Below are 20,359 nucleotides of genomic sequence, written 5' to 3'. Positions count from 1 at the left end.
TTTGACAAGGAACTGCCCCATGGATGCCCTCCATCTGTTACTCAATCGCCACTCCTGTGGTCGTCTGGCCGAGCCTGCCCCGAGTGGCGAAGTGCTCGACAATATCCTCAAGGCCGGGCTGCGGGCGCCGGATCACGGCACTCTGACCCCCTGGCAGTTCATTCTGTTCGAAGGGGAGGGGCGTGAGCGTCTGGGGACATTGCTGGCCGATGCCGCCCATGCCCGTGGCGAGGATGCGGACAGTGTCGAGAAGTGCCGCGCCGCGCCACTGCGTGCTCCCCTGGTGATCGCGGTGGCGACCCGTTATCAGGCGCACCCCAAGGTACCGAAACTGGAGCAGGAGCTCTCTGCCGGTTGCGCCCTGATGGCGATGCAGATGGCGGCCCAGGCCCAGGGCTTCAACGGCATCTGGCGCTCCGGCTGGTTCATCTTCGACGAGCAGATCCATGGTGCACTGGGGCTGGCACCGGAGGATCAACTGGTGGGCTTCCTCTACCTTGGCACCCCCATGCTGGAGGCCCGCAAGCTGCGCGAGTTGCCCATTCAGGACTTCGTGCGCAGCTTCTGAAGCGCAGAACGCCAAAAGCCCTGATTATTCAGGGCTTTTTTGTTTTCTGACAAAGCCGTCAGGCTGTACTGATAAATGCGCACTTGCCAAGAGGGTAGAAGGGGGTTGGCCGGACATTTTTTGAATTGTGAGAGATTCTTCTCACTCCTGGTTTATTACGCTATGTAAAACGTTTGCGCCACGTTATTATCCCACTGCCAGTTTAGAAGGTGACCCCTTCTAATTTTCTGCGATGAGAGTCGCAATTCCGTAGCACCTTTTTAGAGCCCAACGTCTTGATGACATTGGGCTTCATTTTTTGTAGGGCTGGCACGTCAGCGTTCTTTCTCCTCTGCCTCTTCTCTACCTCACCCGGCCTCTTTGTGGCGATCTTTTGGACAGCCATTGATGTGGCCTCGATTGGAATCAGGATCAGGGTCAAATACCCTGCATTTGCAGGTGAAATCCGGCCCGGGATCCGCCAGCATCGGCAGAGACAAGAGAGCCAGAGGCTTCCCTTCGACGTCGACTGCCCGCACCTATGCCATCCGGAGGCGATATGTGGTTCAACCGCAAGCTTGAAAAAGAGAATCAACAGCTCAGGGAGGCGATGCTTCTCAAAGAGCAGCAGCACCAGAGCGAGCTGGCCGAATTGCGTGCCACCATCGGTGAATACGAGCACATGCAGCGCACCAGCCGGGAGCGTGGCGATCTCTTCAATCAGGTGATCTCCTGCCAGAATCAGGGAGGTGAGATGCTGCAGAGCGTGCGGGAAGCGCTGGCCGGCAGTGCCGAACACCTGATGGCGGAAAAGGGAGCGCTCTGCGAGCTGGATCAGCTCTTTGCCCAGACCCGTGGCGCCATCACCCGTCTCTCCGATCGCGCCCATGCCATCACGGATGAGGCGGCTCGCAGCCTCGCAGCCGTCCATCAGCTCGATGCCAGCACATCCGCCATCAACCAGTTCGTGACCGCCATCCAGGGCATTTCGGATCAGACCAACCTGCTGGCACTCAATGCGGCCATCGAGGCTGCCAGGGCCGGTGAAGCTGGTCGAGGATTCGCCGTGGTCGCCGATGAGGTGCGTCAGCTGGCGAGCAAGGCTCATGAAGCCAGCAGCCAGATCGAGGTGCTGGTCAGACAGATAGTGGCCCAGGCGCAGGAGATCAAGTCCATCATCGATGACAACCAGGCCAGTGCCGCCGAGGTGGCGACCTCCTCCTCCCAGATCGATGTGGTGGTGACCCAGGTGCTGGCACAATCAGGCCGGATGCAGCAGGTGATCCACAGTGCGGCCTCCACCTCCTTCCTCAATACCACCAAGCTGGATCACGCCGTCTGGAAGAACACCATCTATCGGCTCATCGATCAGCAGCATTTTCACGAGCCGGTGAGCGACCACGCTCAGTGCAGGCTGGGTAAATGGTATTTCGAGGGGCAGGGCGCAGAGCTCTTCGCCCACAAGCCGGGCTTTCGTGAACTGGACGGGCCCCACAAGCGGGTCCACGAGAGCGGCAAGGCCGCCCTGCACGCGCGCGAGCAGGGGGATATCAAAGGGATGGTCGAGCAGCTCAAGACCATGGAAAACGCCAGCATGCAGGTGGTGCACTGTATCGACCGCTTGCTGGAAAGCGCCTGAGCGAGCTTCGGGCCTTCCGCTCAACCTTTGACTGGCAGCAGCCGTGCCGGGTTGCCTGCCACCCTGGCACCGGCCGGTACATCTCTGGTCACGACCGAGCCCGCACCCACGACGGCTTCCCGCCCTATGGTGACGCCGGGCAGCAGAATGGCGCCGCCGCCAATCCAGACCCTGTCTTCGATGGTGACCGGCAGCGCCGTCTCAACCCCCTGAATACGCTCATCGGCGTCCAGCGCATGGGCGGCGGTGTAGATCTGCACGTTCGGCCCAATCATTACCTCGGCGCCGATGCGAATGGGGGCATTGTCCAGCAGGGTGGCCCCCATGTTGATGTAGCTGCCCTTGCCAAGGTGGATGTGGCGGCCATAGGTGCAGTAGAAGGGTGGGCAGATGAAGGCACCCTGTGCCAGCTCGCCGACGATCTGCAGCAGCAGCGCCAGCTGTTCATCCTCCTCGTCGCTACGATTGAAGCGGCGGTACAGGCGGGCCGTCTCCCGGCGCAACAGCTCCAGCTCTGGCGCTATGCAGTTGTAAGGCTGGCTGGCGATCATCTTCTCGTATTCGGTCATGGCTGGGCCTCGATGGGGTGGAGGAAGAGAGGATAAGCCATCGGGAGGCGGAGAAGCGTGAGGCTCTCCCCAGAGTGGGCAGAAGGAGAACGGCGTCCGGAAACGACAAGGGCACCCTGGGGTGCCCTTGTCGTTCAGCGACCTAAGTGTTGCCGCTGTGGCCTGTTGCTTGTCAGCCGGGTGTGCGGCCGATGGGTTGGCAACTGCCGTGGCTTGTTGTTTATCAGCCGAGTTTGCGGCCGATGGGTTGGCAGCCACCGTGGCTTGTTGCTTATCAGCCGAGTGTGCGGCCGATGGGTTGGCAACTGCCGTGGCTTGTTGCTTATCAGCCGAGTTTACGGCCGATGGGTTGGCAGCCACCGTGGCTTGTTGTTTATCAGCCGAGTGTGCGGCCGATGGGTTGGCAACTGCCGTGGCTTGTTGTTTATCAGCCGAGTTTGCGGCCGGAGAGGCGGCACCACTCTTCTTTCACCGCAGTCGGGTCCATCTCGAACCACTGGCCGTAGATGGTTTCCAGCTCCGGGGCCTGACTTTCCAGCACGCCGGAGAGAGCCATCAGGCTGCCCGCTTTGCCGTGGCCGGCGATAAGCGGCGCCAGCTCCCGCAGCGGGCCGGCCAGGATGTTGGCCACCACCACGTCCGCTTCGACGTCTTGCGGCTGATCCGCTGGCAGGTAGAGTTCAATCTGGTCGGCGACGCCGTTGCGCGCGGCGTTGTCGCGGCTGGCCTGAATCGCCTGCGGGTCGATGTCGATACCGATAACGCGGGCGGCACCCAGTTTCAGGGCGGCGATGCCGAGGATGCCGGAGCCGCAGCCAAAGTCCACCACGGTTTTACCGGCCAGGTCCAGCCCGTCCAGCCACTGCAGGCAGAGTGCCGTGGTGGGGTGGGTACCGGTACCGAAGGCCAGACCCGGATCCAACATGACGTTGACCGCATCGGGGTTCGGCACGTCGCGCCAGCTCGGGCAGATCCAGAGCCGCTCGCCAAACTGCATGGGGTGGAAGTGATCCATCCATTCGCGCACCCAGTCCTTGTCTTCCAGTTGCTCGACCTTGTAGCCCACGTCTTCACCGAAGATCTGCTGGAAGAAGGCGATGGTGGGAGCCGGATCGGTTTCGGCGTCGAACAGCCCCATCACTTCGGTCTCGCCCCAGAGCGGGGTTTCACCGGGCATGGGCTCATAGACGGGCACATCCTTGGCATCCATAAAGGTCACCGCCTGGGCCCCACGCCCCAGCAGCATGTTGCTCACCTTGTCTGCGGTCTTGGCAGTGGCGTTGATTCGAATTTGTATCCAGGGCATGGCGTCGGCTCTTCATAAATGTGAAACCGCGGGATTCTATCATCATGGGCCCGTGCTGTCGTGGTTTGACCATGGCCTCATGGGGAAGGGAGGTAACTCTGCCAAGTTGGCACGGTTAATGTATTCCTTCATGGGTGACGGGAAGCAACTTGTTCCCGCTGAATGCTTTGCTCTATGAAGTTCCGTCATCTTTTTTCAGCCACCTTCGGGTGGCTTTTTTTATGCCGGTGCGCTGAAAAGCGGTTAATTGGGAGGGAAAAGCAGAGATTGGCACGCTATCTGCAAAGTTACAGATGTCCTGCATAAGGATATGTGTGTGATTGTTACCCCAACGTTCAGGTTTTTAGGGCCATCCCGACGGGATGGCCTCTTTTTTATGGTTTTTTCGGGGGAGATGCCCCGTCAGGGACAAAGGTTACCTGCGGGGCTGTGCACTCTTGGGGCTTGTCACTGGTGATTTCACCCCATGATGGTGCATTTATTTACCTACAAGGGAATAGTCAGGACGACGATACCCGCTCTGGCGGCGCCTCAGCGATGGAAACCGCTCATGTCGATCACCAGCTTGCCCACCATGCGACCCGCTTCCAGCTCGGCATGAGCCCGGGCCAGGGTGAGGGGGGTCAGTTCGGGCACCACCTTGCTGAGGGTGGTCTTGAGCACCCCTTCATCGATCAGGGCCGCGACCCGGCCGAGCAGGTTGTGCTGCTCTATCATGTCCGGGGTCTGGAACAGGGAGCGGGTAAACATGAACTCCTGGCTGAAGGTGACGCTCTTGGGTTTGAGCAGACCCAGATCCCAGGGTTCACTGGACTCGGCGATGGTGCAGATATGACCAAACGGACGGATGAGGCTGGCCATGGTGTTCCAGTGCTGCTCGGTGGCGTTGGTGCAGAAGATGGCATCCACCTCGCTGATGCCGAGCGCCTTGAGCTCCGCCTGCAGATGGTGATGGCTCACCACCTGGTGGGCCCCCATGTCCAGGCACCACTCCCGTGTTTCGGGGCGCGATGCGGTGGCGATCACCTCCATGCCGGTAAGCTGGCGGGCGAGCTGGATGGCGATGGAACCGACTCCGCCGGCGCCCCCGATGATCAGCAGTCGCCCGGTGCTTTCGCGGGTGAGGCTCATGCGCTCGAACAGGGTTTCCCAGGCGGTGATGGCGGTGAGCGGCAGGGCGGCGGCTTCCAGATCGGTCAGGGTGACTGGGGCGATGGCGGCAATGCGCTCGTCCACCAGTTGCAGGGCGCTGTTGCTGCCCGGGCGGCTGATGTCGCCGGCATACCAGACCCTGTCACCGGCCTTGAACAGGGTGACGTCGCTACCGACGGCGATCACCTCGCCCACGGCGTCCCAGCCCAGCACGCGGGGGCTGCTTTCGACCTTGTCCTTGGGGGCGCGTACCTTGGTGTCGACCGGATTGATGGAGGTGGCGTTGACCCGTACCAGCAGATCCCGCGGGCCCGGTGTCGGATCGGGCAGATCGCTCTCGATGAAGCAGTGGGGGTGGTTGCTTGGCAGATAGTGAGTCAGGGCGATGGCTTTCATGGCTTTTCCTTTCAAATAGCAGTGTTCGGGATTGCCACTCACTCTAGTCTGGATGATTATCAAGATTAAGATGGGTAATTGGTAAAGACTGTTTGAATATATGAACAATGTCGAACTGGAGTTGATGGGGCTGTTCGCCACCGTGGTGGAGCAGGGGAGCTTCACCGGGGCGGCCGAGGTGCTCGGGATGCCCAAGTCCTCGGTGAGCCAGAAGATCTCGCGCCTCGAATCCCGGCTCGGGGTGAGGTTGCTGCAACGCACCACCCGCAGGCTCAGCCTGACGCCCCAGGGGGAGGTCTATGTGGCCCATTGTCAGGAGCTGCTGGCACTGGCGCGCAGCGCCAATCTGGCGATGGCGCGGTTGCGCGCGGCTCCTGGAGGGCGGGTGCGGATCACTGCTCCCGAAGCCACGGGAACCTTGCTGCTTGGTCGGATACTGGCCGAATTTCGCGCCCTCTACCCCGAGGTGGTGCTGGAGCTGACCCTTTGCGATGAACAGCTGGATCTGGTGGGGGAAGGTTACGATCTGGCGCTGCGGGCGGCGCCGCTGAAAGATTCCAGCCTCATCTGCCGGCGCATCGGCCAGGTGGCGCGCCATCTGGTGGCATCTCCCGGTTACCTGGCGGCCAACGGGACGCCGCTCCAACTCTCGGAGCTGGCCGGACACGCCTGCCTGGTACATGGCTCCTTGCCGGTGTGGCCATTGCAGGAGGGGGGCTGGCGCCCTCGCGGGGCCTGCCAGAGCAACAGCCTGCTGGCGCTGCGGGAGCTGGCACTCCATGACGGGGGGATTGCCCTGCTGCCGGCCCATGTCTGCGGCGACGATCTGGCGGCGGGGCGACTGCTCAAGGTGCTGCCGGATCTCCTGGTTCCGGTGAACCCCTTCTATCTCATCTACCCGAGCCGGGAACACCTGGCCCCCGCCCTTCGCAGCCTGATGGACTTCGTGGCCGAGCGTCTTCCCTTTGCCTGATCACTGGTGCTGGCCAAGGGGAGCCTGAGCCGGTTCGAGACCGAGCGGGACCGACTGGCGTTCCGCCAGCATGCGGATCTGCCCTTCGATGAGGCCGGCATGGGGGCCGAGCACCAGCACCAGCTGATGTTCGTTCAGCACGACCCAGGAGAGGCAGCCCAGTCTGGCCAGGCAGGATTGATCCACCAGGGCCATGTCGCGAACTCGCAGGCTGAGGCGGGTCAGGCAGACGCTCATGGCCTGCAGGTTGTCCATGCCTCCCAGCATCTTGAGGTACTGGATAGCCAGCATCTGGGGATCGGTGGGGGCCACGGTCGCGAGCCGGGAGAGATCCTCGGCGATGGGCTTGCCCGGCAGACTGAGGGGAGCGTGTTCCAGCAGCCGGGAGAAGAGCAGGGCATAGACGACGAAGAAGAGGATGCCCAGGGGGATGAGCCAGAAGCTGTGCAGACCGGCGTGGTAGCTCAGGACCAGATCCAGCAATCCGGCAGAAAAGTAGCTGCCCACCTGTATGTCGAGCCCGCTGCAGATGGCCAGCGACAGCCCGGTCAGCAGGGCATGGGCCAGAAACAGCCAGGGAGCGGTGAAGGCAAACAGGAACTCGATGGGCTCCGTGATGCCCACCAGTGCCGAGGTGAGCGCCAGGGTGAGCAGCAGCCCTCCCTGGGGCAGTTGTTGCATCCGCTGGCGATGGATCCAGATGGCAAAACAGGCACCGGGCAGGCCGAACATGATGACCGGATAGAGCCCGGCCACATAGCCTTCATGCAGCGGCTGGGCGGTCGAGAGGGCTTGCAGGTTGCTCTCCCCGAGCCCGATGAGGCTGCCCAGCACCTGGTGCAGGCCGAGGGGGATCAGCAGCCGGTTCAGCACGCCATAGCAGAAGGCGCCAAATGGCGTGGTGAGCAGATCGGAGGCGAGCAGGGTGAGCCCCTGTTCCAGCAGCGGCCAGAGGATGGAGAGGGGGAGCACCAGCAGCAGGCAGGCCAGCGCCGAGAGCAACATGCCCGGCAGATCTTCCTGCAGCGGGCGCAACCAGCCTGGCAGCCGCAGAGCGCGGGCCCGGGAGCAGACGATGGCGGTGACGAGCCCGGCCAGCAGGCCGCAGATCATGTCCGCATGCAGCCCGGGCACCAGGGTGCCCAGCGCCGAGCTCAGCAGCAGAAAGTTGACCGCTCCGGCGAGCGCCTGGGCTCCTTGCCCCTGGCGACTCAACCCGAAGGCAATGGCCACCGCATAGATGAGCGGCATCTGGCTGAAGAGGGCGCGACCGGCGAGGGAGAGCACGGCGAGATCCAGCACGTCCGGTTGGCCGAGCCGGTGGAGCAGGGCGGCCAGGGGCAGGATGGAGACGGGCAGCAACAGGGCATAGCCGAGGCGCTGCAGGGACTGGGTCAGGATCTTTCTGGCGTTCTGGACTGGCATGGGGGCACGGTATTTGTGACGTGGCGCACATTTTACCCGTGAGCCCCCATTTGGGAATAGGCGAGCCTTCCTTTATTGATCCTTTTCTTAATTTTGATCAAACAATCGACGGACACGCTGATCCGGGGCAGGAGTGAGCAGGCTGACCAGGACAAAGGCCGCCAGGCCAAGGGCCAGGCTCGGGACGATGGCGTGCAGACCGGCCAGCTTGATCCCCCACTGGCTCAAGGTGCCGTAACAGAGGATGCCGCAGACCATGCTGGCCAGGGCTCCCGGGCCGTTGGCCCTGGACCAGTAGAGGCCGAGCACCAGGGGCCAGAGGAAGACCGCCTGCAGGCCGCCGAAGGCGAGCAGGTTGAGCCAGATGATCATCTCGGGGGGCTGGAGCGCCGCCAGCAGTACCAGGGTACCCAGGATCAGGGTGCAGAGCAGGGAGAGGCGCGGCACCCGGACCTCCAGCTTTTCCTGCCTGGGGTTGAGGTAATTGAGGTAGAGATCTTTCACCAGGGTGGCGGAGGCCTGGATCAGCTGGGAGTCGATGGTGGACATGATGGCCGCCATGGGGGCGGCCAGGAAGACCCCGGCCAGCCAGGGGGGGAGCACCTCCATCATCAGGGAGGGCATGATCTTGTCCGGGCTGTCCATGCCGGGCAGGATGGCGCGGCCCAGCGCCCCGGCCAGGTGCATGCCGAACATCAGCAGGGCGCAGACGATGGTGCCGATGAGGATGCCCCGGTGCAGCGCCTTGCTGTCCCGGTAGCCAAAGCAGCGCAGCGCCGAGTGGGGCAAGCCCACCACCCCGATGCAGACCAGCACCCAGAAGCTCAGCATGAAGGGCTGGGTCAGCATGTCGCCGGCCCCCTGGGGGCTCACCAGCTTGGGATCTATCTCCTTGAGCTGGTGGACAAGATTCGGCAACCCGTCACCGGCGATGAGGATGCCCGCCAGCAGGGCGCCAGTGCCGATGAGCATGACGATGCCCTGCAGGGCATCCGTCATCACCACGGCGCGAAAGCCGCCGATCACCGTGTAGAGCAGCACGCAACTGGCAAACAGAAAGAGTCCCTGCTGATAGCTGAGGCCGGTCGCCGTTTCCAGCAGGCGGGCGCCGCCGATGAACTGCACCACCATGGTGGCGATGAAGGCAAGGATGATGGTGACCGAGCCCAGCACGACCACCGCCCTGCTCTGGTAGCGGGCCCACAGCATGTCGTTGATGGTCACCGCGTTGACCCGGCGGGCGATGATGGCGAACTTCTTGCCAAGCACCCCCAGGGTGAGCCAGACAGTGGGCAGCTGGATCATCGCCAGCAACACCCAGCCGAGGCCGACCTTGTAGGCGGCTCCCGGCCCGCCGATGAAGGACGATGCAGAGGTATAAGTGGCCACCAGGGTCATGGCGAGCACCAGCCCCCCCATGCTGCGGTTGCCGATGAAGTACTCCTGCATGAAGTTGCCGCCGGTCCGGTGGCGACTGGCCCAGAAACCGACCCCCAGTACCAGCACCAGGTAGATGCAGAGCGGCAGCATCAGCTCAAGATTCATGGGGTGGTACCTCGCTATCCAGGGGAATATCGACGAACAGGCGATCCACCATGAGGGCGCAGAGGCCGATGAACAGCAGGGGCATCAGGATGCAACTGAGCAGGAACCAGAGGGGCAGGTCCCACAGCTCGAGATCCTCGGGGATGAAATAAGCCGAGCCATACCAGGCGACAAAGTAGAGCAGGGTCAGCAGCAGGCAGAAGGCTGCTTCCCGACGGGCGAGTGCGAAACGGTTCACTGTGGCCTCCGACGAGTGAGCGGGGCGCAAGAATAACAAAAAAGGGCCATGTCGCCATGGCCCTTTTTTACGTTGGCGATCCGGGTGGATCGCGCAATTTCCCGATGAAAGGGGTCTTTGCAGACCCGACTTCTTGTGCAGGTGGTGGCTGCTCATGCGGCCACCATTGCTCAATGGGTCGGGCCTCAAGCCATTACAGACCCAACTTCTTGTGCAGGTGGAGGCTGTTCTGTGCTGCCACCGTGCTCAATGGGTCGGGCCTCAAGCCATTACAGACCCAACTTCTTGTGCAGGTAGTGGATGTTAGTGCCACCGTGCTGGAAGTTTTCGTCCTTCATGATCTCTTTTTGCAGGGCGATGTTGGTCTTGATCCCTTCCACCACCAGCTCGTCGAGGGAGTGACGCATGCGGGCGATGGCCACGTCGCGGTTCTCCCCGTAGCAGATCAGCTTGCCGATCATGGAGTCGTAGTAGGGGGGGACCTTGTAACCCGCATAGATGTGGGATTCCCAGCGCACGCCCAGGCCGCCCGGCGCGTGGAAGCGCTGGATGAGACCGGGAGAGGGCAGGAAGGTGGCCGGATCTTCGGCATTGATCCGGCACTCGATGGCGTGGCCACGGATGCGGATGTCCTGCTGGGTGATCGACAGGGGCTGACCGGCGGCAATGCGCAGCTGCTCCTTGATGAGGTCGACGCCGGTGACCATCTCGGTGACCGGATGCTCCACCTGGATACGTGTGTTCATCTCGATGAAATAGAACTCGCCGTTCTCGTACAGGAACTCGAAGGTACCTGCACCGCGGTAGCCGATCTCGAGACAGGCGCGCACACAGCGCTCACCGATGAACTTGCGCATCTCGTCGGTGATGCCGGGGGCCGGCGCCTCTTCCACGACCTTCTGGTGACGGCGCTGCATGGAGCAGTCCCGCTCACCCAGATAGAGGGCGGTACCCTGACCGTCAGCCAGCACCTGGATCTCGATGTGGCGCGGGTTCTCCAGGTACTTCTCCATGTAGACCATGTCGTTCTTGAAGAACTGGCCCGCTTCGGATTTGGTCAGCGCGATGGCGGAGGCCAGTTCGGCCTCGTTGCGCACCACGCGCATGCCGCGACCACCACCGCCACCGGCGGCCTTGATGATCACCGGATACCCGATCCGCTTGGCGATGGCGGCGTTGCGCTTGGCATCGTTGTCCACCGGGCCGTCGGAGCCGGGTACGCAGGGCACGCCCGCCTTCTTCATCGCCTCGATGGCGGAGACCTTGTCACCCATCAGGCGAATGGTCTCGGCGCGCGGGCCGATGAAGATGAAGCCGGATTTCTCGACCACTTCGGCGAAGTCGGCATTCTCGGAGAGGAAGCCGTAGCCCGGGTGGATGGCGACGGCACCGGTCACCTCGGCGGCGGCGATGATGGCCGGCACATTGAGGTAGGACTCACCGCTGGCAGGTTTGCCGATGCAGATGGTTTCGTCCGCCAGGAGCACATGCTTGAGCTCCCGATCGGCAGTGGAGTGAACGGCCACTGTCTTGATCCCGAGCTCTTTGCAGGCGCGCAGGATCCGCAGGGCAATTTCACCGCGGTTGGCGATGACTACTTTGTCCAACATGGGTGGCATTTTCCCTTATTCGATGATGAACAGCGGCTCGTCAAACTCGACGGCCTGACCATTTTCAACCAGGATCGCTTTGATCACGCCGGCCTTGTCAGACTCGATTTGGTTCATCATTTTCATGGCTTCGACGATGCACAGGGTGTCGCCGACATTGACGTGCTGACCGACTTCCACGAACGGCTTGGCTTCCGGGCTGGAGGAGCGGTAGAAGGAGCCCACCATGGGGGAGCGCATCAGATGACCGCTCGGGGCGGCATCGGCAGCAGGTGCAGCGGCTGCTGCCGGAGCAGCGGCAACCGGTGCGGCAACCTGAGCTGCGGCCTGGGGCATGATCATCTGCGGGGCAACGCTAACCTGGCCGGAGAAATTACGGCTGATGCGAACGGACTCTTCCCCTTCGGAGATTTCCAGCTCGGCGATGCCGGACTCTTCAACCAGTTCAATCAGCTTCTTGATTTTGCGGATATCCATTAGCATTCTCTTTCTTCTTTATCTGATCAGTGATTATCAAGCCGCGCGCAACTGATGCACGGCCGCGGTTAAAGCGAATTGGTAACCATCGGCACCCAACCCGCAGATCACCCCCTTGGCGACATCAGACAGATAGGAGTGATGACGGAAGGGCTCCCTGGCATGAACGTTTGACAGGTGAACCTCGATAAAGGGGATGGCCACACCCAGCAGGGCATCGCGCAGGGCAACGCTGGTATGGGTGAAGGCGGCGGGATTGATGATGATGAAATCCACCTGGCCCATGGCCTGATGGATGCGGCCGATCAGCTCGTGCTCGGCATTGGATTGCAGATGTTCCAGGGTGACACCGAGTTCGCTGGCGCTGCGCGTCAGATCGGCGACGATCTCATCGAGCGTCTTGCTGCCGTAGATTCCCGGTTCCCGCTTGCCCAGCAGATTCAGATTGGGGCCGTTAAGCAGGAGGATTCGGTGATGTTGCGACATATTGAGTACATCCTCGATGATTATGCTGCTATCTATCAGCTATCTTTGGACTACCAAAAATCTAGCCAATTTTTGCACAAATCGGTGTGCCCTGACACACAGATTTCGCAATTATATTGATTTCGTGAAAATTAGCAGCATTTTACTGGTCTAATCTCTACATCTGGCTGTTTATTGGCCTGGTTTGCCCGCAAGCCCTGCCTGCCACCGAACTCTGCCCTGTCCGGATCCCGAAGACAACAAAGCCGGCACGTGGCCGGCTCTGTTGACGTGGGGAAGAGACTCACGCCGCTTCCGACTTCTCGCGGATCAGCTTGTCCACGACCCCCGGATCCGCCAGGGTGGAGATATCCCCCAGGCTGTCGGTTTCGCCGGTGGCGATCTTGCGCAAGATACGCCGCATGATCTTGCCGGATCGGGTCTTGGGCAGCCCCTCGGCCCAGTGGATCACGTCCGGGGTCGCGATGGCGCCAATCTCCTTGCGCACCCACTCCTTCACTTCCTTGTGCAGCTCGCGGCTCGGCTCTTCCCCGGCGATCAGGGTGACATAGGCGTAGATGCCCTGTCCCTTGATCTCGTGGGGAACGCCCACCACCGCCGCTTCGGCGATTTTCGGATGGGCCACCAGAGCGGACTCGATTTCGGCGGTACCCATGCGGTGGCCGGAGACGTTGAGTACATCATCCACCCGGCCGGTGATCCAGTAGTAGCCGTCCTCGTCGCGACGGGCACCGTCGCCGGTGAAGTAGCGACCCGGGAAGGTGGAGAAGTAGGTCTGCTCGAAGCGCTCGTGATCGCCGAACACGGTACGCATCTGGCCGGGCCAGGAGTCGGTGATCACCAGGTTGCCCTCGGTGGCGCCTTCCAGCGGCTCACCCAGGTTGTCCACCAGAGCAGGCTGTACTCCGAAGAAGGGACGAGTGGCCGAGCCGGGCTTGAGCGCGGTGACGCCGGGCAGCGGAGTGATGAGGATGCCGCCGGTCTCGGTCTGCCACCAGGTGTCGACGATGGGGCAGCGCTCGTCGCCGATGGTGCGGTAGTACCACTCCCAGGCTTCCGGGTTGATGGGTTCACCCACCGACCCCATGATGCGCAGGCTGGTGCGGGAAGTGCCTTCGACAGCCTCCTTGCCCTTGGCCATCAGTGCGCGAATGGCGGTGGGGGCGGTATAGAGGATGGTGACCTGGTGTTTGTCCACCACCTGACTCATGCGGTTGGTGGCCGGGTAATTGGGCACCCCTTCGAACATGACGGTGGTGGCGCCGTTGGCCAGTGGCCCGTAGACCAGATAGGAGTGACCGGTGACCCAGCCCACGTCGGCGGTACACCAGTAGATGTCCTCTTCGTGGTAGTCGAACACGTATTTGAAGGTGAGGGCGGCATAGACCAGATAGCCGCCCGTGGTGTGCAGCACACCCTTGGGCTTGCCGGTGGAGCCGGAGGTGTAGAGCACGAACAGGGGATCTTCGGCGCCCATGGCTTCGGGCGGACAATCCGGGCTGGCGGCGTTGACCGCATCATGCCACCAGATGTCTCTGTGCTCGTGCCAGGCCACGTTGCCACCGGTGCGCTTGAGGACGATCACCTTGCTGACCTTGGTATCCGGGTGGGTAAGGGCCTCATCCACGTTCTTCTTGAGGGGGATGGGGCGACCGCCTCGCAACCCCTCATCGGCGGTGATGACGACGGAGGCGCCGGAGTCGATGATGCGGCCCGAGAGCGCCTCCGGCGAGAAGCCGCCGAAGACGATGCTGTGCACGGCCCCGATGCGGGTACAGGCCAGCATGGCGATGGCCGCCTCCGGCACCATGGGCATATAAAGGCAGACCATGTGGCCACGCTTGACCCCCTGGGCTTTGAGCACGTTGGCAAACTTGCACACTTCGGCGTGCAGTTCGCGATAGGTGATCTTGCGATCTTCAGCCGGGTTGTCCCCTTCCCAGATGATGGCGACCTTGTCGCCGCGCTCGCTCAGATGGCGATCCAGGCAGTTGGCCGAGACGTTGAGCAGGCCATCCTCATACCACTTGATGGAGACGTGGCCCGGATCGTAGGAGGTGTTCTTGACGCGGGTGTAGGGGGTCATCCAGTCGAGGATCTTGCCCTGCTCCCCCCAGAAGGCGTCCGGATCCTGCACCGACGCCTGATACATGGCTTCATAACCTTCCTTGTCCAGCAGGGCGCCGTTGCCGATGTGGGCCTTGACCGGGTAGACCTTGCTCTCGCTCATCTCTCACTCCTGTGAATACATTTTCTTAATGATTGAGTAACAACTTATACCTTTGGTTCCCGAGGGCAATTAGACTTTTGGATAGCGACGAAGATAGCGGGCGGGAAGCCATGATGATGAAGCAGAAGGGAGCCATGGGCTCCCTTCTTTGCTTGCGTGGTGGCGCGGCCAAGGCTCAATGGCGGAGGGGGAGCAGGGGAGGCAGGCTGGGTTCTGGCAGGGGATGGCTGAACAGGTTGCCCTGTCCCTCTTCGCAACGCAGGGATTGCAGGAACTTGCGCTGGGGCTGGGTTTCTATCCCTTCCGCCGTGACGGCCATGCCGAGGGAGCTGGCCAGCTGGACTATGGTACGGCACAGCTCGCGGCTGTGCTTGTCGTCGGGCAACGCCTGGACGAAGGCCCTGTCTATCTTGATGCGATCGATGGGCAGGCTCCTGAGCAGGCTCAGGGAGGAGAAACCGGTGCCGAAGTCGTCGATGGCGATCTGTACCCCCAGCGCCTTGAGGCGGGTGAAGAGCCGCAGACTGTGATCCACGCTCTGGATGATGCTCTCGGTCACCTCGATCTCCAGCCGTTCGGCAGGAAAACCGGTCTCGGCCAGAATGGCTGTCACCCGCTCCACGTAGTCGTGGGAGCGCATCTCCCTGACCGACACATTGACCGAGAGCCGGGGCACGGCGAGCCCTTCTGCCAGCCACTGCTGACCTTGCCGGCAGGCGGTGCGCATCACCCATTCGCCCAGTGGTTCGATGAGACCGCACTCCTCTGCCACCGGAATGAAACGGTCCGGGGATATCATGCCAAGGCTGGGATGCTGCCAGCGGATCAGGGCCTCCAGGCCGCTGAGATGACCATCCGCCAGATCCGTCATGGGTTGGTAGAGCAGGCGAAACTCTTGCTGCTCAATGGCCTTGAGCAGTCCCTGCTCCAGCAGCATCCGCTCCCTGGTCTGTGCCGTCATGTCGGGGGAGTGGAACAGATAGCCGTTGCGGCCACGGCGCTTGGCTTCATGCATGGCGTTGTCCGCCGCGCTGATAAGGCTGTCCGGGGTCTGGCCATGCTCCGGATAGAGGGAGACGCCGATGCTGGCGGAGAGCCTCACCCGCTCCTGGCCGATGTCGGCGGGATCGTGCAGCCTGCGTTGCAACCCCTCGATGAGACCCAGCAGATCCTGGGTGTCTCTGATGGCGGGCAGCAACACCAGAAATTCGTCTGCCCCCAGCCGGATGGCGATGTCTCCGGGGCGCAGGCAGTGGCGAATGCGGTCTGCCGACAGCTTGAGCAGCAGATCGCCGGCACTGTGCCCCAGGTTGTCGTTGATGAGCTTGAAGCCGTCGAGATCGATGAACAGCAGCGCCAGGACGTGGTGGTTCACCCTGGCCGTCTCTATCTCCAGGGTGAGGCGCTCTTGCAGCAGATGGCGATTGCCGAGATCGGTGAGGGGATCGTAATAGGAGAGGTGCTGCAAGCGGGCTTCGGCCTGATAGAGACGCAGTGCATGAAGGTGGGTCATCTCCTGCAGGCCGGGTGACACGGGCGCGTCGAGGTGGGGGCCTGTCTGTGCGGACTCCCTCATCACGAGGACGATGCCGCTGAAGGTGCCGTCCTCATCCAGCACGGAGCTGACGCTCACTTGCCAGCGTGCGGGGGAGGCCGCGCGGGAGAGACCGACCATTTCCACCTCAAATGTGCATCGGGGGGGACCTTGCCGCAGTTGCTGAAACAGCGGGAGCAGCTGGGGAGTCTGGGCAGGGACAATGTCGAACAGCATCTTGCCCGGGTGCTCTGCCCGTGCGAGGCCGGTCAGTTCGGCAAAGCGTCCGTTGACGTCGCGACACCTGAATTCGTGATCGAAGACCCCAATCCCGACGGGCGCCTGGGCGAACAGCTGTTGCAACTCGTGGGGAGAGAGCGGGCCTGACAAATGCCGTGTCGGAACCGATTCGGGTAGCACTTTTTCCATGGAGGCTCCTGAATTGATTGCTTTGTCATTTGGACGACTGTGTCAGTATGGCAGGAAGTGTCAGGAGAGAAAGAAAGTGTGAGAAGGGTGTGAAATCAACGAGATGTCAGCCTTTCTGGCGGCCAAACGCCTGGATCCCGCGAACAAATACCAGCCAGCCCACCAGATGAAACGGCAACGCCATGGCGTAGAGCACCAGCCAGTGGCTCTCGGTGCCGCTGCTGTTGATGAAATCTGTCCAGGCGGCGAGCAGGGCCAGCATGCCCGCTATCTGGAAGCGGCGACGCAGCACCACTTCCACCCCGAGATTGGCGAGGTAGAGGGTCAGCAGGATGCCGGCAAAGCCGGTGAGCTGGGCGGTGCTGTAGAGCGCGCGGTCCGGGTTGAACAGCAGCGTCACGAGGGGAGTGAGACCCTGATCCAGCGGGATCAGGGCCAGCAGCCAGCATGCGATAAGAAGCAGGGCTGTCTTCATGCCGGGCTCAGTCGGCGGACGGTGCCGGTTTGACCAGGGAGAGGTAGTTGGCGTCCATCTTGAGGAACACCCCCAGCAGGCGGGCACTGGCACCGTAGAAGCCAAACGTGTCGGCGGCCCGGCAGGCCTGCTCGAAGCGCTCGAACCAGCCCAGCAGGTGGCCGTGCAGCAGGGACTCCTGCTCGCCAAGCCACGCCTCGCGCTGGTCGGCGGTGGTCGACTCGGCGGCGCGGATGATGAGGCTGCCCATCAGATCCAGCTCGATGGCCAGATGATCGGCAGGCTCATTGTATTTGTCGCTGACGTTGATGCCGAGGCGATCGAGGCGTGCCTGCATCTCGGTCATGGGGGCCTGCATCAGCTGCTTGCCTTCGCCCCGGTAGAGGGATTCGTAGGGCAGGGCACCCTGCTCGGGAGCGCTCAGGAACAGGCCGGCGAAGTCGGCGGCCAGGGCCGTCTGGCGCTCGGGGCGCACCAGCAATCGGGCGATGGCGTCGTTGAGCTCAGCCACGGCTTCGCGCATGGGATCGAGAGTGGAGAGGCTCTTCAAGAAGCTGCGCACGTCATAGGTGTCGTATTCAGCGATCTGTGCATCACTGAGTTCGGCAGCAAACAGGGTGGAAAACCACCAGTAAAGCTCGGCCCGGCGTTCGCTGGTCGCCATGAATTCCTGCATTTTTCCTCCGTGGATGACAATCGGGAGCCTTGATGGCCCCCGATTCTAACGACTTTAAAAATAAAGGAAACTCATGGGGCCTTTTGGCCGGATAGCGCCAGGCGAGGGGGTCGCATTCGCGGGATCACCGTGGGCGACGAGGAGGCCGACCTACTCCTCGACGCGATAGAGCACCTGCTTGCAACGGGGGCAGATGTGCTGGCGGCGGTAATCCATCTGGTGCACCAGGCCGACCTCCCGCTGCTGATGATGACCGCAATGGATGCAGAAAATGAGATCCCCGTCGGCGGCGCCGGGATGGGCCGCCAGGTACTGCTCCCGTGTGGGAAGTGTCTCCCAGTTGGCGGTGCAGGCACCCTTGCGGCTGGCGGTGTAGTAGACCCAGTAGAAGAGAGCGAAGACCGCGACAATCACGAACAGCATCAGATGATCCATCATGGCGTTTCCCCTTGTGTTCCGGGATGGCAGGGAGCGACACCCGCTCGTGCAGATGTCCCATGGCCTAAAGATGTTATCTGTTAGTAAATGCTATATCCATGATCTGGCTCTGGTTTTCATCGCCTTGCCCGGGAAGCGGGGACGATGGCTGGAGCCGGATTGCTGGTGTGGGGAGGCCGGGGGGATGAGCGAAGCCAGGGGGCGGGATTCGAAATTTGCGACGTATTTTACATTTTATAAACAATTTTTTGGGTGGTTGGACTGTCTCTTTGATCCAGCTCACGTTACAATGCGCGGGCCCACTTCACCTATCGCGCAAACGATTTTCAGGAGATAAACGGATGTTGAAACGTGACATGACCATCGCCGGCTATGATCCAGAGCTGTGGCAGGCCATCACAGACGAGACCCGTCGTCAGGAAGAGCACATCGAGCTGATTGCGTCCGAGAACTACACCAGCCCCCGCGTCATGGAAGCCCAGGGCTCCCAGTTGACCAACAAGTACGCCGAAGGCTACCCGGCCAAGCGTTACTACGGCGGTTGCGAGTATGTGGATGTGGTTGAAACCCTGGCCATCGAGCGCGCCAAAGAGCTGTTCGGTGCCACCTACGCCAACGTGCAGCCGCACTCCGGCTCTCAGGCCAACAGCGCCGTCTACATGGCCCTGCTGCAACCGGGCGACACCGTGCTCGGCATGAACCTGGCCCACGGCGGTCACCTGACCCACGGCTCCCCCGTCAACTTCTCCGGCAAGCTGTACAACATCATCCCCTACGGCATCGACGAGTCCGGCAAGATCGACTACGACGAGATGGAGCGCCTGGCCGTTGAGCACAAGCCGAAGATGATGATCGGCGGCTTCTCCGCCTACTCCGGCATCGTCGACTGGGCCCGCATGCGCGAAATCGCCGACAAGATCGGTGCTTACCTGTTCGTGGACATGGCCCACGTGGCCGGTCTGATTGCCGCCGGCGTCTACCCGAACCCGGTGCCCCACGCTCACGTGGTCACCTCCACCACCCACAAGACCCTGGCCGGTCCGCGCGGTGGTCTGATCCTCTCCGCCGCCGACGACGAAGATCTGTACAAGAAGCTGAACTCCGCCGTCTTCCCGGGTGGTCAGGGCGGCCCGCTGATGCACGTCATCGCCGGCAAGGCCGTGGCCTTCAAGGAAGCGCTGGAGCCCGAGTTCAAGACCTACCAGGCCCAGGTCGTGAAGAACGCCAAGGCCATGGCGGCGACCTTTATCGAGCGCGGCTACAAGATCGTCTCCGGCGGTACCGACAACCATCTGATGCTGGTTGACCTGATCGGTCGCGAGCTGACCGGCAAAGATGCTGACGCAGCCCTCGGCAAAGCCAACATCACCGTCAACAAGAACTCCGTACCGAACGACCCGCGTTCCCCGTTCGTGACCTCCGGCGTGCGTATCGGCACCCCGGCCATTACCCGCCGCGGCTTCAAGGAAGCCGAGTCCATTCAGTTGGCCAACTGGATCTGCGACGTGCTGGACAGCCACGACAATGAAGAAGTGCTGGCGACTGTGCGCGAGAAGGTGCTGGACATCTGCCGCCGCTTCCCGGTCTACGCATAATCAGCCTGACCTTCAGGTTGAAGACCAATGCCACCCTCGGGTGGCATTGTTTTTTGCAGCGTCTGGCAAGATGAGACAGAGGTGATCATGTGCGATGACATGGAAGAGGACGTGCTGGAGGCGTCACTGCGGCAGACGGTTCGCGCCCTGTACCACTTTCGCGCCAGCGAACAGGGACTGCTGGCCTGGGATGTGCGCCGCTTGATCCGGCTGAGCCGCAACCTGCCGGTGCAGGCGGTGGCACTCGGCGAGATTGCCGAGCTTGACCGCGACCACTGGTACGGCCATGGCGACGCCACGCCCACGGTGCGCAGCGTGGTGGCGCATTGCCAGCTCATGATGGCGGCGGATCTCGCCTATCCCATCCTGCTGGACAGCGCCGGTCGGGTGATGGATGGCATGCACCGGGTGGGCAAGGCGCTGATGCTGGGTCACAGCCATGTGGCTGCTCGCCGGTTCGCGGCGGATCCTGCCCCCGATTACCAGGATTGCGACCCCGAGGCGTTGCCCTATGACGACTGAGTCCTGCCCGAAGGTCTGGCTGGTTGTCCCTTGTTTTCATGGGCTTTTACCGGTTCTGGATGGCCGTGTTACACTGGCCGGCCTAGCGCCAGCCCCC

At 62.1% G+C, this 20,359-nt stretch carries 18 protein-coding genes and 3 pseudogenes; 6 read left to right on the top strand and 15 right to left on the bottom strand.

Features of this window, described 5'->3' with window-relative positions; translation table 11 throughout:
- Positions 1-19: 19 nt before the first annotated feature.
- From HKD46_RS03290 to HKD46_RS21610, 3 genes and pseudogenes are all read left to right on the top strand, one after another.
- Positions 20-568: an NAD(P)H nitroreductase gene (locus tag HKD46_RS03290; RefSeq protein WP_010675416.1), complete on the top strand. Its 549-nt coding sequence runs from the start codon at positions 20-22 to the stop codon at positions 566-568.
- A gap of 520 nt (positions 569-1,088) precedes the next feature.
- Positions 1,089-1,793, top strand: a pseudogene (locus HKD46_RS21615) (methyl-accepting chemotaxis protein); the annotation flags it as partial.
- A gap of 24 nt (positions 1,794-1,817) precedes the next feature.
- Entirely contained in the window at positions 1,818-2,186 is a 369-nt protein-coding gene (locus tag HKD46_RS21610) for a CZB domain-containing protein (protein WP_233721123.1), read from the top strand.
- A 20-nt stretch (positions 2,187-2,206) separates the two neighbouring features.
- Here the strand turns inward: HKD46_RS21610 and HKD46_RS03280 are convergent, their stop codons facing one another.
- The 3 genes from HKD46_RS03280 to HKD46_RS03270 form a co-directional block, all read right to left on the bottom strand.
- Positions 2,207-2,755 carry a sugar O-acetyltransferase gene (locus tag HKD46_RS03280; RefSeq protein WP_171864901.1) on the bottom strand — a complete coding sequence of 183 codons (549 nt, stop codon included), beginning with the start codon at positions 2,753-2,755 and terminating at the stop codon, positions 2,207-2,209.
- Between the two features lie 427 nt (positions 2,756-3,182).
- Positions 3,183-4,061, bottom strand: a complete 879-nt coding sequence (prmA, locus tag HKD46_RS03275; RefSeq protein WP_045525764.1) for a 50S ribosomal protein L11 methyltransferase — start codon at positions 4,059-4,061, stop codon at positions 3,183-3,185.
- Positions 4,062-4,592: 531 nt separating this feature from the next.
- On the bottom strand, positions 4,593-5,609 hold the full coding sequence (locus HKD46_RS03270; protein WP_069784403.1) for a zinc-binding alcohol dehydrogenase family protein: 1,017 nt from the start codon (positions 5,607-5,609) through the stop codon (positions 4,593-4,595).
- A 100-nt stretch (positions 5,610-5,709) separates the two neighbouring features.
- Between HKD46_RS03270 and HKD46_RS03265 the strand changes: the two genes are divergently transcribed.
- Entirely contained in the window at positions 5,710-6,582 is an 873-nt protein-coding gene (locus tag HKD46_RS03265) for a LysR family transcriptional regulator (protein WP_042014452.1), read from the top strand.
- On the opposite strand, the gene HKD46_RS03260 is transcribed toward HKD46_RS03265, so the two are convergent.
- From HKD46_RS03260 to HKD46_RS03210, 12 genes and pseudogenes are all read right to left on the bottom strand, one after another.
- Entirely contained in the window at positions 6,583-8,007 is a 1,425-nt protein-coding gene (locus HKD46_RS03260; RefSeq protein WP_171864900.1) for a PTS transporter subunit EIIC, read from the bottom strand.
- An 87-nt stretch (positions 8,008-8,094) separates the two neighbouring features.
- Entirely contained in the window at positions 8,095-9,552 is a 1,458-nt protein-coding gene (panF, locus tag HKD46_RS03255; protein ID WP_043153258.1) for a sodium/pantothenate symporter, read from the bottom strand.
- Positions 9,542-9,790, bottom strand: a complete 249-nt coding sequence (locus HKD46_RS03250) for a YhdT family protein (protein WP_039040309.1) — start codon at positions 9,788-9,790, stop codon at positions 9,542-9,544. The genes panF and HKD46_RS03250 overlap by 11 nt, the downstream gene beginning before the upstream one ends.
- A 269-nt stretch (positions 9,791-10,059) precedes the next feature.
- Positions 10,060-11,400 carry an acetyl-CoA carboxylase biotin carboxylase subunit gene (accC, locus tag HKD46_RS03245; protein WP_010675406.1) on the bottom strand — a complete coding sequence of 447 codons (1,341 nt, stop codon included), beginning with the start codon at positions 11,398-11,400 and terminating at the stop codon, positions 10,060-10,062.
- A gap of 15 nt (positions 11,401-11,415) precedes the next feature.
- Positions 11,416-11,877 (bottom strand): acetyl-CoA carboxylase biotin carboxyl carrier protein, encoded by a 462-nt coding sequence (gene accB, locus HKD46_RS03240; protein WP_010675405.1) that lies wholly within the window; start codon positions 11,875-11,877, stop codon positions 11,416-11,418.
- A 36-nt stretch (positions 11,878-11,913) separates the two neighbouring features.
- Positions 11,914-12,363 (bottom strand): type II 3-dehydroquinate dehydratase, encoded by a 450-nt coding sequence (gene aroQ, locus HKD46_RS03235; RefSeq protein WP_039040307.1) that lies wholly within the window; start codon positions 12,361-12,363, stop codon positions 11,914-11,916.
- A 283-nt stretch (positions 12,364-12,646) separates the two neighbouring features.
- A complete protein-coding gene (gene acs, locus HKD46_RS03230; RefSeq protein WP_039040306.1) occupies positions 12,647-14,593 on the bottom strand; it encodes an acetate--CoA ligase in 1,947 nt (648 codons plus the stop codon).
- 175 nt (positions 14,594-14,768) lie between these two features.
- A pseudogene (locus HKD46_RS03225) lies at positions 14,769-16,076 on the bottom strand (putative bifunctional diguanylate cyclase/phosphodiesterase); the annotation flags it as partial.
- Between the two features lie 96 nt (positions 16,077-16,172).
- Positions 16,173-16,556, bottom strand: a pseudogene (locus HKD46_RS21605) (PAS domain-containing protein); the annotation flags it as partial.
- Between the two features lie 106 nt (positions 16,557-16,662).
- Positions 16,663-17,031: a hypothetical protein gene (locus HKD46_RS03220; protein ID WP_010675401.1), complete on the bottom strand. Its 369-nt coding sequence runs from the start codon at positions 17,029-17,031 to the stop codon at positions 16,663-16,665.
- Positions 17,032-17,038: 7 nt separating this feature from the next.
- A complete protein-coding gene (gene torD / locus HKD46_RS03215; protein WP_010675400.1) occupies positions 17,039-17,707 on the bottom strand; it encodes a molecular chaperone TorD in 669 nt (222 codons plus the stop codon).
- 150 nt (positions 17,708-17,857) lie between these two features.
- A complete protein-coding gene (locus HKD46_RS03210; protein ID WP_010675399.1) occupies positions 17,858-18,145 on the bottom strand; it encodes a hypothetical protein in 288 nt (95 codons plus the stop codon).
- Positions 18,146-18,486: 341 nt separating this feature from the next.
- Between HKD46_RS03210 and glyA the strand changes: the two genes are divergently transcribed.
- Positions 18,487-19,740 (top strand): serine hydroxymethyltransferase, encoded by a 1,254-nt coding sequence (glyA, locus tag HKD46_RS03205; RefSeq protein ID WP_010675397.1) that lies wholly within the window; start codon positions 18,487-18,489, stop codon positions 19,738-19,740.
- Positions 19,741-19,827: 87 nt separating this feature from the next.
- A complete protein-coding gene (locus tag HKD46_RS03200) occupies positions 19,828-20,262 on the top strand; it encodes a hypothetical protein (RefSeq protein ID WP_010675396.1) in 435 nt (144 codons plus the stop codon).
- The last annotated feature ends 97 nt before the right edge of the window (positions 20,263-20,359 follow it).

The sequence above is a fragment of the Aeromonas sp. TW 6 genome, from assembly GCF_013168745.1.
Classification (GTDB): Bacteria; Pseudomonadota; Gammaproteobacteria; order Enterobacterales; family Aeromonadaceae; genus Aeromonas; species Aeromonas caviae.
This window is presented reverse-complemented; position numbering and strand designations above follow the sequence as displayed.

Coding starts and splice junctions, on each gene's coding strand:
- HKD46_RS21610 (WP_233721123.1), top strand. CDS start 1,818: ATGCAGCAGGTGATCCACAGTGCGGCCTCCACCTCCTTCCTCAATACC.
- acs (WP_039040306.1), bottom strand. CDS start 14,593: ATGAGCGAGAGCAAGGTCTACCCGGTCAAGGCCCACATCGGCAACGGC.
- accB (WP_010675405.1), bottom strand. CDS start 11,877: ATGGATATCCGCAAAATCAAGAAGCTGATTGAACTGGTTGAAGAGTCC.
- HKD46_RS03260 (WP_171864900.1), bottom strand. CDS start 8,007: ATGCCAGTCCAGAACGCCAGAAAGATCCTGACCCAGTCCCTGCAGCGC.
- HKD46_RS03265 (WP_042014452.1), top strand. CDS start 5,710: ATGAACAATGTCGAACTGGAGTTGATGGGGCTGTTCGCCACCGTGGTG.
- HKD46_RS03200 (WP_010675396.1), top strand. CDS start 19,828: ATGTGCGATGACATGGAAGAGGACGTGCTGGAGGCGTCACTGCGGCAG.
- torD (WP_010675400.1), bottom strand. CDS start 17,707: ATGCAGGAATTCATGGCGACCAGCGAACGCCGGGCCGAGCTTTACTGG.
- aroQ (WP_039040307.1), bottom strand. CDS start 12,363: ATGTCGCAACATCACCGAATCCTCCTGCTTAACGGCCCCAATCTGAAT.
- panF (WP_043153258.1), bottom strand. CDS start 9,552: ATGAATCTTGAGCTGATGCTGCCGCTCTGCATCTACCTGGTGCTGGTA.
- HKD46_RS03210 (WP_010675399.1), bottom strand. CDS start 18,145: ATGATGGATCATCTGATGCTGTTCGTGATTGTCGCGGTCTTCGCTCTC.
- accC (WP_010675406.1), bottom strand. CDS start 11,400: ATGTTGGACAAAGTAGTCATCGCCAACCGCGGTGAAATTGCCCTGCGG.
- HKD46_RS03270 (WP_069784403.1), bottom strand. CDS start 5,609: ATGAAAGCCATCGCCCTGACTCACTATCTGCCAAGCAACCACCCCCAC.
- glyA (WP_010675397.1), top strand. CDS start 18,487: ATGTTGAAACGTGACATGACCATCGCCGGCTATGATCCAGAGCTGTGG.
- HKD46_RS03220 (WP_010675401.1), bottom strand. CDS start 17,031: ATGAAGACAGCCCTGCTTCTTATCGCATGCTGGCTGCTGGCCCTGATC.
- HKD46_RS03290 (WP_010675416.1), top strand. CDS start 20: ATGGATGCCCTCCATCTGTTACTCAATCGCCACTCCTGTGGTCGTCTG.
- HKD46_RS03280 (WP_171864901.1), bottom strand. CDS start 2,755: ATGACCGAATACGAGAAGATGATCGCCAGCCAGCCTTACAACTGCATA.
- prmA (WP_045525764.1), bottom strand. CDS start 4,061: ATGCCCTGGATACAAATTCGAATCAACGCCACTGCCAAGACCGCAGAC.